The organism is Methanosalsum zhilinae DSM 4017 (assembly GCF_000217995.1).
Taxonomy (GTDB): Archaea; Halobacteriota; Methanosarcinia; order Methanosarcinales; family Methanosarcinaceae; genus Methanosalsum; species Methanosalsum zhilinae.
In genome coordinates this window covers 1,358,210-1,372,239 of the sequence record NC_015676.1, presented here as the reverse complement: position 1 = coordinate 1,372,239, position 14,030 = coordinate 1,358,210, and the positions used below count along the sequence as shown (strand labels likewise).

The window sequence follows — 14,030 nt, the reverse complement described above, 5'->3', positions numbered from 1 at the left end:
TAGTTATCAAAGCCTCTTTAGCTGAACCCAATGCTCTATGATATCTATAAGTCTTAAAGAAAATCTATCGTACTGATCAGAAACCCCTATAACTTCTAATTTATCACGATATGTTGGATGATTTATATATATGTATAAATGCTGTTCCAAGTCCATACAAAAAATTATATCTGCCCAATCTAAGAGTTCATCATTGACCTGGTTAGTATCAGGATCAAAATGCAATGTTCTTGTTCCTGCAGACTTTGCTTCATACTCTGGACGGTTTTTTTTGAACCATATCTCAAAAGTTGGTGATCTTTGCAGGTTTCCAGTACATACGAATAGAAACTTATTCATGTTGAACCTCGTAAATAATATGTTGAAAAATAGGTTAAATTAGAGGGTATATTAATTATTGTGGTACTCTCCATTCATTTTTCAATAATACAACTCTTAAAGTGACCATTTATCACTACAATTTTTAACTAATTCTTTTATATTCTCATCATCATTTATACTTTTTAATTCCAACTTGGTTTTATCAAGACAACTTTCAACGCGTGAAACATTTGGTTTTAATTTCAGTGATTCTTCAAAATCATTTTTAGCAGTTTTAAAATTACCTGCAAAGTAATTAATCACACCTCTGTAATACCAAGACCTTGAATTAAAATGGTTCATATTAATGGCATGGTCAATTTCATACAAAGCTTCATCGAACCTGTTAAGACGTGCTAATGTGTATGCCTTTTTTGTGATAACTTTAATGTTGCTAGGTTTAATCTCTAAACTTTTTTCAAAGTAAAAAAGGGCTTCGTCATATTTTTTTATTTTTTGAAGTGCATAGCCCTTAGAGAACAAAGTTTCTGGATTTTCTGGATCACCATTTTCAAGAATATCATCAATAATTTTCAATGCTTCACTAATCTTATTCATTTTTATATATAACCCTGCTTTAAGTGAACGAACATTCCAATCAGTTGAATCGATTGCTTGTGCTTTTTCATAACTATTTAATGCATGATCATATTTACCAACGAGTTGTTGAGATAATGCATAATGAACCCATACATCTTTATGATCCGGCCTGAGATCTAATGCTCTTGCAAAATCTGATAAAGCTTCATGGTATTTCTCAATTTTAAAATAAACTAATCCTCTTGCAAAATATGCATTATAATAAAAATGATTTTTATCAATTGCTTTTGTCAAAAAACTAATTGCTGCATTAAAATCTTTTTTCTGATAATGATGTAAACCTATTCTAAATAAGTAACTAGATTTAGCTGGAGTTGCTGAAATTTTATCATAATAACTTATAGCTTCAGAATAAAGTTTTTCATCAAATAATGTATTGATATAACATGTCCAATCTTGTTCATTTTTTGGCTTAAAGTTTAAATTAAAGTTTCTTTTAAAACGACATTCATTTTTATCTAATAGCTTTTCCCATTTTTTCTTTCTATCATTTATTCCTGGATATTCCGGATGATATTTTAGGATGGTATTCAGTTCATTCAATGCACTTTCATAATCTTTTTCTTTAGCAAACAAAAAAGCTGATTCCCAAATATTATCCAAAGTTTCAATTGGAATGATGATAGTTGCTGATAAATCAACAGATGTATTTTTTTCATTTGTAGGTACCGCCATATAAAGTACAGGAACATTGATTTCGACTGTAGTAGTTAGGTATTGAAGTCCAATTACTTTATCGTAGAAGAAATGAACTTCGTTCATTGTACTATCATCACGTAAAAAACCATAACCCAGTTTATTATCAGGGCTTACAGGTATACATCGATATATGGATCCTCGATTAAAATTATAATGAAACTCATTGAATAGGCTTTTTAACCTAAATACATCATATTCCCAATCATAGTCCAAGTTAATAGACGAATCATTATTCTGCGTGATATCAGTATCTTTTGCTGATCTTAAATCCGTACTTTCTCCCATCATCCAAATATTGAAATTATCATTTTTGATCCATATGTCCATTGCTTGAACGTCATCTAAAAAAGATTGGATAACGGCTATTGTAGATTCCATATCTTTATTAAGCACTTTTATTTCTTCACCGTTTTCTTGGAATTTATTTTGAAGAATAGAAACGTCCTCATAAACAAAAAAGAGTGAACCAAATATTAAATTAATGTTTTCAATATCTTCTATATGATTTAAGATACTATCAACAACTGAGGTATACATCCAGTACTCTTTGCTCTCTTTACATAAACAACTAAATTCAAACCAAAATTTATTGTCAATTAGATTAGTTTCAGCATAAAGATATTTAGCTAAATTAAGTGTGACCATTTCCTTGTTACCTGCTTGAAGATGAGCATAAATTGAGTTATAAAGTGATTTTCTGTCAGAACTTAGAATATGAGTATTGTCAAAATGATTTGCTGCCGAAGGATAATTAGATGATTTTAGTTTAAGGCAACCAAGGTTATATTCGAGTATACTTTGAGACGGATATTTTTTTAGAAGTGTAGCAAATTCATTTGAAAGCTGTTCGATTTCCTTATCTTTATGCACATTAGGGATGTTTATTTTAGCTAGAACTCTATCCCAAATTGACCTGCTACAGCTATCATCATTATTTTTCAAGAAATCTGGTACTTTAGATATAGGCTCATATGGATTCATTCTAAAAAGGATAGAATCGTTTGATTCTTTGAATAAATATAGCTTTTTATATGTATCAATAAAAGGCTCTTGTAGCTTTATCTTGTTGTAGTTTTCTTTTTGGCCTTCATCAGATATAGTTTCTTTAAGTGGTGTATTTTTTTGCTCTTTATCATTATAGACTTGCCATGAATGTATTGAACTTAGAGATATACCTGAAATAACATTTTTATTTTTCAATAGGATCATATCATCATCAAAGTTTGATACGTAACCTTCAACCATGACTCCTTCATTTAGAAACACTTTAACGTACAATTCTTTTTCGATATTACTAATTAGTTCTTTTTTGATATTTAGCACGTTATTTCCCCACATGGCTATTTATTTAACAATCTAGTTATATAACTAATAATATTTTAAATGTACCTATATCTCGGATTTAAATGTTCAGTTGATATTAGTCGACAGCGTCACTATCTTGCTGTAAAATCTCATATATTTTATTTAGAAATCAGGTAAAAAGAGGTCAAATGCAAGATGTTAATGCGTAATACAGAAATATATAACTCCTTAATAATTATTGTTCGGATAATTTATTTCACAGAATCATAATTTTAGATTTCACAACATGAATGATGATCCAGATTTGTTTGCTCACCTTCGTAATACTTCTTTAAGACTTGAGTTGAAACAAAGTTTCAACGAAACTGAGTATAAACTACATAGAGAGTCTATATTAGATCGACTTTCAGTTTTCTTTGAGATAACACATTGTTGCTATTGATTCAAGTGAATTTTAATAAGAAATTCTACAGAGCTATATTAAGAAACTTTTTATGAAAGTTAATCCATAATATTTTTAGATAATTATGGGATCTAAGATTAAAGATGATGACAAAGTAAGATTAACTGGCGAAATGGACAATTGGTTTTCCTGTGGGGAAGAAACTGATCATTATTCGATGTGGGGAAATTACATATCTGATGTTCTATTAGAAGTTCAGAAAGGCAATGAGCCTTATTATTCATGCTATCTAGTGACAATTGAAGCCTCAATAGAAGAAAATGTCTTTGAAATAGCAAGAATTGAAAAAAGAAACGACATAAAAAATTATGTAGAGAAAATCATGAAAGACTTAAACAACGTAGCTGACAACAAAGAAATAGATAAATATGTTGAAAAGCTGGATATGAGTGAAATACAATGATGTCCATATTTAAAGCCTTGATACATTTTTCCAACATAAAATGAAATATACAAAGTCTAGTAGTTCTTTAAAGACTACATTAATTCTTTCATGGCGGTTTTCTGAACCCCACTTTCACTTATGTGAAAGACCACTCCGGTGACATCACAGGGATCCTAAACTCCATTCACTATCCATCCCAAAACTATGATTCAGGGAAGTTATAATTTATATTTTTGAAACAAGTTCTCTTAAAAAGCTTCAAAATAACTTCTATTGAAATTTTATTATCAACTCCATAGTTAACTATGGGTTATAGTCTAAAAATCCAACCATGAGCTTTAAATAGGGGAAACATTGGATTTTAATTTGAAAGTTGTAGTGTTTTTTCTAAAAGATTGACTTTAATATTAAATTCAGTTAAAACTGATTACTGAAGTGTTTTAGGATTCTTATATCGGACATAGTTTCTCAAAATAATTGCTTATATCATGCTTGAAGTGTATTAAATCCATATTATAAATTGAATATACAGAGTTGAAATATATCAAGTTCAATCTAAAAGCAGATTTGTTGAACTATATTATATTTCACTAAAAAAACAAAATTAAATTTTGAAAATTGTTTTTATTGACTGTATAGGATGCATTTTCCAATGGAATCCATTAAATTTATAAATATTATTTTTAAAGCTATTTAAGAATATTATTTTTATTTTAAACCAATTATTTGTTACAAAAAACATATAAACTAATATTAAACACTATAATACAATTTTAGCATCAAATATTGTATATTATTAATAATAAACAACTATAATTCTTTATTGAACGTAACTTTTAATATAAATTAAATAATTTCTAAGTATGGTGATTTAATAAGTCTGTAAAAATATTTGATATTCAAGTTTAAATATACAGTGTCTTTTGAATAACTTGAAGATTTGAATTGTTGAATGGCTGAATGATTGAAAGACTTGAGTGATTGAAAGACTGGATGAATTTTTGTTATGATATAAAGAACTGTTGTGAATAGTTTCTGAAAATAGAATTCTGTGAGGAAAATATGGAATCTAATCAGCCTACTGACAAAGCAAAATTTTCTGAATATTGTAACAAAAATAGAGAAACTATTGAAATTCTGGCAGAAACGGGTGTACCCATTGAAAGAGCAATGGCTCAGGCTTTTCTCAAGTTATATGGAGATGACTAACACAGCCATTGTAACTTACAGATGTGAAAAATATCCCTGAACTTACTCTGAGTCCATGAATAGTTTTGGGATATTTTTTTAACTATTTTTTACTCTTTTCAAACATATCAGCCAGCATTTTAGTAACTTCATTTCTAAACTCAGGATTTTCCATGGCTTCTGCAAGTACTGTAGTTGGTTCTATGGATGCTTCTTCAGCCATTGGGTATCCACATTTATTACAAAAACTGGTGCCGGGAGGATTTAGATCTTTACATCTCTCACATCTTACTGGCTTAAGTTCTCTTTCATTTTCTTTTTCAATAACTTCAACCCCGGATGCTTTCAATATTGCATTATCCACATCTTTGTCTGTTAGGTGAACATACTGGGCAGCCATGTTGGAAGCCTGTGTCCACCCAAACTGTTTTTTCAGTTGCTGTTCAGTTAAATGATTTGCAAGTTCGGTTGCTCTGGTATGTCTGAATAGGTGAGGATGTACTCTCTTTTGAATGCCTGCTCTTTCAGCAGTTTCTTTGATCATTTTTCTAACAGCACTTGCTTTCAGAGGCTGTATTTCCTTTTTCCCTTTATAGTCTCGTTTGAATGTATACCATAGTGGATTTTCCGGATTGGCTTTGTGTTCATGATGATCTAACCATACCCTTAGATAAGAAGCAGCAAAAACCACTCTATTTTTACGCCAGCCTGTTTTACCGGTTGGAAAAGTAACAACTGCACCATTATCATCAAAGATTACGTCTTTTATTCTCATATCATGTAATTCGCCAACCCTGCAACCCGAATCATACATCAATGCAATTAAAGCTGAGTTTCTTGGATGATTGCAGTTATCTAGAAGAGCTTGAACTTCATCCCGAGTCAATACTTCCTCGGGAAGCTTTTTATTACTTTTTATCCTGGAAATTTTAACAAGTTCAATCAGGTCTTTCTGTTCTGAACAGTCCAACCACTGCCTGAGTACAATCTGAAGCATTGCCTGTGTTTGTTCTTGAGGATATCTTTTAACTATATTTGTTCTGATTTTTAAAATATCTTTTTCAGTAAGATTTGAAAGATCAATTCCTGCTGTAATTGATTTTAATATTTTAAAAGCTAACATTTTTGATTGTATTGAGTTACGACTCAAACCATTCATAATTAAATAGTCGTAAAATAGTTCATAGTCCTGACCATATTTCCTGGCAAATTCTTCAAGATTTTTTATGCCCATATTTACTTATTTCCTCCCGGAATATTTAACATTTATCTAACAATACAAAAGGTTAATATATCATTTATATAATTATAAACCATGCGCGATTTTGTGATTATTGGGCACAGGGCTGTTACATCTCCGGATTTTTCATTGAATGATCTGCCCGGATCAGGAGGAAGGATGGATGTGCTATGCAGATGTATAAATTCTGCTTTGTTCCTCTCTCATGATATGAGAAGGGATGTACGGGTACACCTGCTTCTGCTTGGAGATCCGGATCCTGGAATTATTGTTCGGTTTGAGGGCAGCTCCTTAAAATATCTGAATCCAGATGAACGAAGTAGTGGATCATTGATAAAAAAGTCTCTTCAGAAAAATATAAGTGATATCCAGGTCCAATCAACACCTGGTGTATGGATTAGAAAAGGAAATCTTGAGATGCTTATGGAAGAGTTCAGGGATACAGGACGCAATATTTTTTATTTGAAAGAGGATGAGATAGATATAAGGGCGTCTGCTCATCTTATGGATGATGGAATCTTTATTTTTGGTGATGATATGGGTGTTAATGAAGATGAGGAAAAATTGATTTCTGGCTATGAACCTTATGTAATTTCATTAGGTCCTCTTTCATTGCATACGGATCATTGCATAACCCTTATAAACAATGAACTGGACCGGTTGGTAGTTGATAAATAATTCCTTTAACTGATCAGCTAAAGTAATGGTTCAGACTTCATGCCGGTCTATTGGCTAAGCTTAAGTGTGTGGAGACCATTTTCCCTTTTCTGATAAACTGGTATCAATAATATACAGGATGACTGAGTGATAAAATGAATATACTTGAGATTTCTAAGAAAATAATCGCAGAAGGTCCTATCTGCGATCACTGTCTTGGAAGGCAATTTGGTAAATTGTCCACGGGCCTGACAAATGATGAACGTGGGAGGGCATTGAAATTATCTATTACAATGGAAGCTGACAGACTTTCAAAAGAAGGAATGGACAGTTCTTTTTTGAGTAGCACTGAAGGAAATACATGCTGGGTATGCAATGGCCTTTTTAAAGAACTGGATACTTGGGCTGAAATGGCACTGTCAAAACTTTCCAAATATGAATATTCAACTTTTCTGGTTGGTACGATTATCAGTGGTCTTTTGAGTGAAAACGAAGAGATACTCTGGACCGAATCAGGAACATTATATGCAGAACCACTTAAATCAGAACTTAACAGAGAGATCGGTAAAATCATATCACAGAAAACAGGCAAAGAGGTGAATTTTGAATATCCTGATGTTGTCGTTATGCTGGATATAGCAGAAAACAATGTCAAACTGCAGGTAAGGTCACTATATATTTACGGAAGGTATCGCAAACTTATCAGAGGTATTCCTCAGACAAGATGGCCCTGTAGAAAATGCAGAGGCAGGGGTTGTGAATCCTGTGAATTTACCGGGAAACAATATCCAGTATCAGTAGATGAATTAATACGTGAGCATGTCATAGAGGCCACAAGATGTGCAGAGACAAAATTTCATGGTGCAGGCCGTGAGGATATAGATGCCCTGATGCTTGGCAATGGCAGACCTTTTGTTGTGGAAGCAGTTGATCCTGTCTTCAGAGAAACGGATCTCAGGTTGCTTGAAAATAAAATAAATGAGAAATCTGGCGGTAAAATTGAAGTAGAAGGACTTAAATTTGCTTCCAAAGAAGTAATTGAATCACTAAAGTCTTCAAAGGCGGATAAAGTTTATAACCTTAAAGTTACATTCAAAGAGCCGGTTTCAGAAAAGAACCTTATATATGCAGTTGAGCATCTCGCAGGATCAGATATAAAACAGCAGACACCTCTACGTGTTGTGCATCGAAGGGCGGACATTGTTAGAGAAAGGCATGTTCATGAAATGGAACTTGAGGAAATCAATGAGGATTATGCCATTATTCGTGTACACTGCGCCGGTGGACTGTATGTCAAGGAACTGATTTCCAGTGATGATGGAAGAACAGTTCCAAGTCTTAGCGGGATTCTTGGTGTCCAGGCTGAAGTTGCGGAACTGGATGTTGTGGATGTAAAAATATAATAATATCTGGTGCTCAATTATTGGTCATAATAACTAAAGTTATATAGTTGATGAATTTATTCACACAAATATATTGATGCTCACAGGAGGCAAAAGTTATGTCTAAATCACAAGGTGAAAGATACTGTACAAGATACAAACTAAAAAAATCAGTACGAGAGAGGGGAATATCCCCTGTAGTCAAAGCTATTCAGGAATTTGATCAGGGACAGATGGTTCATATAGATATTGATCCCAGTGTACACAAAGGCATGCCTAATGCAAAGTTCCAGGGTAAGACTGCAAAGGTAACTGGACAGCGCGGCCGTGCATATATTCTGCAGGTAAGGGATGGCAACGCGCTCAAAGAAGTAATATGCGTTCCTGAGCACCTCAAACCTCAGAGGCACAACTAAAATATAAGTTAATCTACTATCCTGTGTAAATCAGATGAATCAACTGTCAGGATAGTTGTTACTATTTCATCTAAATAGATAACTATATTAATTTGGATGTGTAGATATAAGCAGAAATATATATTGCTGTGTCATTTGTCTGTTTCCATAACATTCAAAACACGCAGTTTTAGTTCAAATTTATTCAAATCAAAAGAGTGTATCCAATGATAGTCAAGGAAATAGTTGATGAAGAACTGCTGACTCTGGCAGAGGTTAAGGAAATTCTTAACGAGATTATGGAAGAGCGCTCAAATAATGAGGAAGAGCTGGAATACGAACTTCGAAAGGCTATCAACCATGCGGATATGTTTGCCAGGATAAATGGACAAAAGTCCAGAGAACTGGTGAGTAAGCTACTCGAAATGGAAAAGATGAAACCGGAAATTGCAATCCGCATTGCCGATATAATGCCACTTTCAAGAGATGAACTCAGGGCACTGTATGCAAAAGAGCGATACACTTTAACTGAAGAAGAACTTGATAAAATTATAGACCTTGTTACAGAATCTATGGAGTAACTTTATATTTCTATATCTCATTTTCTTTTTGAGATCCTGTAATATGACCGTATCATTAAAATCAGGCCACTGGAGGGTATATATTTATGATCAATAAAAAGACTACTGGTAAAGAGGAATATGCATGGGTACTTGATTATCTGCCGTATGGCAGTCCTTCTGATAATCGTCCTGCATATCAGAAAAAACCTCTTATTCAGGCAGTCGGTGAAAAATATTTTGTACTGATGGAAATGGTTCCCAAGGAAGGCGTTATCCCAGAAATTCAGTCCAGAATATATATTGGTGAAGGTGAAAGGGAAATTATAGATCATGTTAAGCACAGGATACGGTATGAAGATCTTACACACGGTGCTAAGCTTGAATTGCCTTTTGCTCTGGAAAAGATAGTAAAATACTCTGAAGATAAATTTGTGAAATTTTTCAATGATGCACACTCGATCACTACCAGACTGCACATGCTGGAACTCCTTCCAGGTATTGGCAAAAAACTCATGTGGGCTATAATTGATGAGAGAAAGAAAGGAAACTTCAAGAGTTTCAAAGATCTTCAGGAAAGGGTAAGTGGACTACATTCCCCTGAAAAGACAATTTCACACAGGATTGAGGATGAGATAAAGGATAAAAATATAAAATACCGTTTATTCACAACTCCTCCCCAACGTCCCAAAGGTGACTAATTTAACAGGTGAGAATAGATTTTGGTCAGATCGCTTTTAAAGAAGTATGGGATACAGGGAGGATCTCATGATCAGCACTTTCTTGTGGATAACCGAATACTTGAGAGAATAATTGAAGAATCCAGGATCGGACCCGAGGATGTGGTACTTGAAATTGGAGCTGGTGTTGGGAATCTTACTGAGAAAATAGCATCAAAGGCAAAAAAAACAATAGCTATAGAACTTGATCCAAACCTGGTAGATGTATTACATGATCGATTTGGAGATCATGAAGAGATTCAGATAATATCCGGAGATGTTCTTGAAGTTGAGTTTCCTCCCTTCAATAAGGTTGTTGCAAATCTGCCTTATTCCATATCCTCTCCTGTTACCTTTAAACTTTTAAGATACGATTTTGATCTGGGAGTGTTGATGTACCAGTATGAGTTTGCCAGGAGGATGGTTGCCTGTACAGGTTCAGAAGACTATAGCAGACTGTCTGTTGCTACTCAATACTATGCAGATGCTGAGATTATAATGAAGATTCCTGCATCTGCATTTTCTCCTCCCCCAAAGGTCATGTCTGCAGTTGTGAAACTGGTCCCAAGGCCATTTCCCTACAAAGTGGTGGATGAAAGCTTTTTCTTTAAATTCATTACAGCGGTTTTTGGACAGAGGCGAAAAAAGCTGAAAAATTCTATAATGAATAATTCTAGTAAGCTGGGCCTGAATAAAGAAGATGTGAAAGAAATGATCATTCAGCTTCCGCAGGATATCATTGATAAGAGGCCGGAAAATCTGTCACCATTTGAGCTTGCTGATATAGCAAATGGTCTTAAGGATATAAAACAGCTATAAAGCAGAATGTTAAAAATGATTGAAATTGAATACCAAAAATCAGTAGTAAAACTTGCAGATAATGTATACGAGCCGGCTGAAGATTCTTTTTTGCTGGCAGATGCGGTATTGCAGTATGCATATGATGGGATGAGAATAATTGAAATTGGTACCGGTACAGGTATAGTTTCAGCAGTGATCAGGGCAAATCTGAATCCTGAGATGATTATTGCAACAGATATCAATCCTTATGCAGCTAGATGTGCAAAGGGCAACGGCATTGATGTAATCCGAACTGATCTGTTTAAAGGAATTAAAAGATTGCCTATATTTGATCTCATTATATTCAACCCCCCATATCTTCCAACAGACGATGAAAAGATAGAAGGGTGGCTAAATTATGCATTTGACGGTGGAATCAGTGGCAATGATACAGTAGAGGATTTTCTTGATAACGCCGGATACTATATGTCAGATGATTCTAGTATTTTGATGGTAACATCTTCTCTTGCAGATATTAAACATATAATGAATAATATGAAGGATAAAGATCTGTGTCCTGAAATTGTTGCAAGTACCAGATATTTTTTTGAAGAGATTGTTATTATAAGGGCAACAAAAAAAACCTGAAATAAATACCTGATTTCATGACCAGACTTTATTTTAGATTTTATATGAATTCTTTGACCAAAGTGCTTATGTCAATATTTTCATCCAGGTACGCCAGGGGTGTTGATGCCAATCCTCTCATGTCCTCGAATGTTTCTTTATCATCTGTTCTGTAAAATATACCTGTTGGAATCCTTTCTCCCCATTCAAGAGCTTTTTCGAATGCTTTGGTTCGGTTATATGGGTCATGATCTGTTTCGTCCAGCTTGTATACTCTTTCACGATACCATTTGAATGTATTCAATCTGTTGAAGGTAACACATGGCTGAAGTATATCCACAAGAGAGAATCCTTTGTGATCAATCGCCTGACCAATGATCTTTGATAAATGCTCAACATCTCCTGCAAATCCTCTGCTGACAAAAGAGCAGTCAAGGGCTATTGCCACAGAAAGAGGATTGAAGGGTGTGTTGACGACACCATGCGGCTGCAGCTTTGTCTTCATCCCGATATCACTGGTTGGAGATGCCTGACCCTTTGTGAGCCCATATATCTGATTGTCATGTGCTATCAAAGTAATGTCCGGGTTTCTTCGTATGTTATGTATGAAATGATTTCCTCCTTCACCATACATATCTCCATCTCCTCCAACTGCAATAACCGTAAGATCATGATTTGCAGTTTTTGCCGCTGTAGCTACCGGAATTGCACGTCCGTGCAAGCCATTGAATATATTACATTTAAGATAGTGGGGAAGCTTTCCTGCCTGTCCGATGCCAGAGCACATAAGCACTTCGTGAGGCTTTTTGTCCAAATCTGAAAGTGCCTTTTTGATAGCTTTAAGGATCCCAAAGTTCCCACACCCCGGGCACCACTCATTTTCTACATCGTTAGAATAATCCTTAGCGGTTGTCATTTAGATCATCTTCCTTTCATGAACTTTGTTTATGATATAATCTGCAGTAAAGGGAAGCCCATCATACTTTAGTATAGTATCTGAGATCTCAACCCCTGTTTCTATCTTCAAGACTCTTGCAAACTGTCCTGTAGCATTATTTTCTACGCAGACACACTTTTCTACATCTGAGAATATATTCTGTATTTCTTTTGCAGGTAGAGGATATACTTCATTGAAATGTATTAGGTTCACATGAGCTCCGTTTTTATTGAGGATATCCACTGATTCTTTCAGGGGTCCATATGTTGATCCCCATCCCACAAATGTTAGATCCGGCCTCTTTGAACCGTATATTCTGGGCGGGTATATCTCATTCTTTAACCCTTCCATTTTCCTGAGCCTTTTATTGTTCATTCTTATACGGTTCTCTGAAGTCTGGTCAATGTGGCCAATCTCATTATGTTCGTCGCTATCAGCCATTACCAGCTCTTTTGTAACTCCGGGTACTGCCCTTGGTGAAACTCCTGAATCTGTTATTTTGTATCTTTTGTATTCACCCGCTGATTCTATTTCATCGGCAGATAATATGTGTCTGTCTCTGGATATTCTGGAGGTTTCAAATATTTTAGATGTAAAAGATGAATCCACAAGATACTGGTCAGCCAGAATAAAGACCGGAATCTGATACTTATCTGCAATATTGAATGCTCTGGCAGTCAGGTAAAATGCATCTTCTGCAGTTGCCGGAGCAAGGATACATCTTGGGAATTCTCCCTGTGATGCATGGATTACAAATTCCAGATCTCCCTGTTCGGTCATTGTGGGAAGGCCGGTTGCAGGCCCTGGTCTTTGTCCTATATAGATTACAACAGGTGTTTCAGTTATACCGGCAAGTCCAAGGGCTTCAGCCATAAGTGAAAACCCCCCACCGGATGTGGTAACCATTGATCTTGTTCCTGCAAATGAAGCTCCTATTGCCATATTAAGGGCAGCTATTTCATCTTCTGCCTGTTCAACAATGATGTTATATTGATCTGCTTTCTGTGCCACGTAAGTCAATGCACCGGTGGATGGTGACATGGGGTAGGCTGACAGAAACTTCAAACCGGCAGATATTGCTCCCAGACCAATTGCTTCGTTACCTGTGATCAGCATTTTTTTGGATGTATTATCAATAGATTGAAGTGAAAAATGGCATTTTTGACTGTAGTTTTCCTGTGAATAATCGTATCCTGCTTTTGCAGCGTCAATGTTCTTCTGTACAACTTCGTCTCCCTTGCTACTAAAAGAGTCTGTAAGCACTTCTGCAAGATATTCAAAATCATAACATAACAATCCAAGAGCTGCACCTGTAGCAACAGTATTTGTATAAAGTTTATTACCGCTAACATCTTCGGCGATATCTGAGAATGGAACATGGAATATAGAAGATATCTCATCTTCAATGTTTATTTCATTTTTATCGATCAGTATTACTCCATCGGAAAGCTCATCGATATGCTGATCTATTGAAGATCTATCAAGAGCTATCAGAATATCCACATTTTCTTTCTTTGAAAGTATTTCTTCATCGCTTACACGTATTTCAGAATAGTTATGCCCTCCTCGTATACGTGACAGAAAGTACTGAGACTCAAAGACATTATATCCTCCACGCAGCAGGGTTTTTGCAAGTACAGAGCTGATAGTCTGAAGACCCTGGCCTGCCTCCCCTCCGATTTTTATGTTAAGGTCAACACTCATTTAATTCCCCCATTTAAATGTCGTAGCCC

General features: G+C 34.9%; 14 protein-coding genes. 9 read left to right on the top strand and 5 right to left on the bottom strand.

From position 1 onward, the window contains the following. Nucleotides 1-6 precede the first annotated feature (6 nt). Nucleotides 7-339, bottom strand: a complete 333-nt coding sequence (locus MZHIL_RS06475; RefSeq protein WP_013898570.1) for a protein-tyrosine-phosphatase — start codon at nt 337-339, stop codon at nt 7-9. A gap of 96 nt (nt 340-435) precedes the next feature. After that, nucleotides 436-2,982: a tetratricopeptide repeat protein gene (locus MZHIL_RS06470; RefSeq protein ID WP_048815512.1), complete on the bottom strand. Its 2,547-nt coding sequence runs from the start codon at nt 2,980-2,982 to the stop codon at nt 436-438. 509 nt (nt 2,983-3,491) lie between these two features. Here MZHIL_RS06470 and MZHIL_RS06465 point away from each other — a divergent pair. Further along, the gene (locus MZHIL_RS06465; RefSeq protein ID WP_013898568.1) at nt 3,492-3,830 is read left to right on the top strand and encodes a hypothetical protein; all 339 of its coding nucleotides are present in this window, start codon (nt 3,492-3,494) and stop codon (nt 3,828-3,830) included. 1,044 nt (nt 3,831-4,874) lie between these two features. Then, a complete protein-coding gene (locus MZHIL_RS10545) occupies nt 4,875-5,021 on the top strand; it encodes a hypothetical protein (protein WP_013898567.1) in 147 nt (48 codons plus the stop codon). Between the two features lie 82 nt (nt 5,022-5,103). Here the strand turns inward: MZHIL_RS10545 and MZHIL_RS06460 are convergent, their stop codons facing one another. Then, nucleotides 5,104-6,234, bottom strand: coding sequence for a site-specific integrase (locus MZHIL_RS06460; RefSeq protein ID WP_013898566.1), 1,131 nt, complete (start codon nt 6,232-6,234; stop codon nt 5,104-5,106). Between the two features lie 81 nt (nt 6,235-6,315). On the opposite strand from MZHIL_RS06460, the gene trmY reads away from it, so the two are divergent. The 7 genes from trmY to MZHIL_RS06425 all read left to right on the top strand — a co-directional run bounded on the left by trmY (nt 6,316) and on the right by MZHIL_RS06425 (nt 11,381). Then, nucleotides 6,316-6,918, top strand: a complete 603-nt coding sequence (gene trmY, locus MZHIL_RS06455) for a tRNA (pseudouridine(54)-N(1))-methyltransferase TrmY (protein ID WP_013898565.1) — start codon at nt 6,316-6,318, stop codon at nt 6,916-6,918. 134 nt (nt 6,919-7,052) lie between these two features. Further along, on the top strand, nt 7,053-8,300 hold the full coding sequence (locus MZHIL_RS06450; RefSeq protein WP_013898564.1) for a tRNA pseudouridine(54/55) synthase Pus10: 1,248 nt from the start codon (nt 7,053-7,055) through the stop codon (nt 8,298-8,300). A 98-nt stretch (nt 8,301-8,398) separates the two neighbouring features. Next, entirely contained in the window at nt 8,399-8,695 is a 297-nt protein-coding gene (locus MZHIL_RS06445; RefSeq protein ID WP_013898563.1) for a 50S ribosomal protein L21e, read from the top strand. A gap of 206 nt (nt 8,696-8,901) precedes the next feature. Next, nucleotides 8,902-9,255 (top strand): RNA polymerase Rpb4 family protein, encoded by a 354-nt coding sequence (locus tag MZHIL_RS06440; RefSeq protein ID WP_013898562.1) that lies wholly within the window; start codon nt 8,902-8,904, stop codon nt 9,253-9,255. 86 nt (nt 9,256-9,341) lie between these two features. Continuing rightward, on the top strand, nt 9,342-9,935 hold the full coding sequence (locus tag MZHIL_RS06435) for a DUF655 domain-containing protein (protein WP_013898561.1): 594 nt from the start codon (nt 9,342-9,344) through the stop codon (nt 9,933-9,935). 21 nt (nt 9,936-9,956) lie between these two features. Then, complete coding sequence (gene rsmA / locus MZHIL_RS06430) at nt 9,957-10,772, top strand: 16S rRNA (adenine(1518)-N(6)/adenine(1519)-N(6))-dimethyltransferase RsmA (protein ID WP_013898560.1); 816 nt, start codon at nt 9,957-9,959, stop codon at nt 10,770-10,772. Nucleotides 10,773-10,787: 15 nt separating this feature from the next. Further along, complete coding sequence (locus MZHIL_RS06425) at nt 10,788-11,381, top strand: HemK2/MTQ2 family protein methyltransferase (protein WP_013898559.1); 594 nt, start codon at nt 10,788-10,790, stop codon at nt 11,379-11,381. A gap of 40 nt (nt 11,382-11,421) precedes the next feature. Here MZHIL_RS06425 and MZHIL_RS06420 read toward each other — a convergent pair whose 3' ends face one another. Both MZHIL_RS06420 and MZHIL_RS06415 read right to left on the bottom strand, forming a co-directional pair. Then, on the bottom strand, nt 11,422-12,276 hold the full coding sequence (locus tag MZHIL_RS06420; RefSeq protein ID WP_013898558.1) for a thiamine pyrophosphate-dependent enzyme: 855 nt from the start codon (nt 12,274-12,276) through the stop codon (nt 11,422-11,424). After that, a complete protein-coding gene (locus tag MZHIL_RS06415) occupies nt 12,277-14,001 on the bottom strand; it encodes a 2-oxoacid:acceptor oxidoreductase subunit alpha (RefSeq protein WP_013898557.1) in 1,725 nt (574 codons plus the stop codon). Nucleotides 14,002-14,030: the final 29 nt, after the last annotated feature.

Bases quoted from the DNA above. Each gene is read 5' to 3' on its own strand.
- MZHIL_RS06475 (WP_013898570.1), bottom strand. From the start codon at position 339: ATGAATAAGTTTCTATTCGTATGTACTGGAAACCTGCAAAGATCACCA.
- MZHIL_RS06465 (WP_013898568.1), top strand. From the start codon at position 3,492: ATGGGATCTAAGATTAAAGATGATGACAAAGTAAGATTAACTGGCGAA.
- MZHIL_RS10545 (WP_013898567.1), top strand. From the start codon at position 4,875: ATGGAATCTAATCAGCCTACTGACAAAGCAAAATTTTCTGAATATTGT.
- MZHIL_RS06460 (WP_013898566.1), bottom strand. From the start codon at position 6,234: ATGGGCATAAAAAATCTTGAAGAATTTGCCAGGAAATATGGTCAGGAC.
- trmY (WP_013898565.1), top strand. From the start codon at position 6,316: ATGCGCGATTTTGTGATTATTGGGCACAGGGCTGTTACATCTCCGGAT.
- MZHIL_RS06450 (WP_013898564.1), top strand. From the start codon at position 7,053: ATGAATATACTTGAGATTTCTAAGAAAATAATCGCAGAAGGTCCTATC.
- MZHIL_RS06445 (WP_013898563.1), top strand. From the start codon at position 8,399: ATGTCTAAATCACAAGGTGAAAGATACTGTACAAGATACAAACTAAAA.
- MZHIL_RS06440 (WP_013898562.1), top strand. From the start codon at position 8,902: ATGATAGTCAAGGAAATAGTTGATGAAGAACTGCTGACTCTGGCAGAG.
- MZHIL_RS06435 (WP_013898561.1), top strand. From the start codon at position 9,342: ATGATCAATAAAAAGACTACTGGTAAAGAGGAATATGCATGGGTACTT.
- MZHIL_RS06425 (WP_013898559.1), top strand. From the start codon at position 10,788: ATGATTGAAATTGAATACCAAAAATCAGTAGTAAAACTTGCAGATAAT.
- MZHIL_RS06420 (WP_013898558.1), bottom strand. From the start codon at position 12,276: ATGACAACCGCTAAGGATTATTCTAACGATGTAGAAAATGAGTGGTGC.
- MZHIL_RS06415 (WP_013898557.1), bottom strand. From the start codon at position 14,001: ATGAGTGTTGACCTTAACATAAAAATCGGAGGGGAGGCAGGCCAGGGT.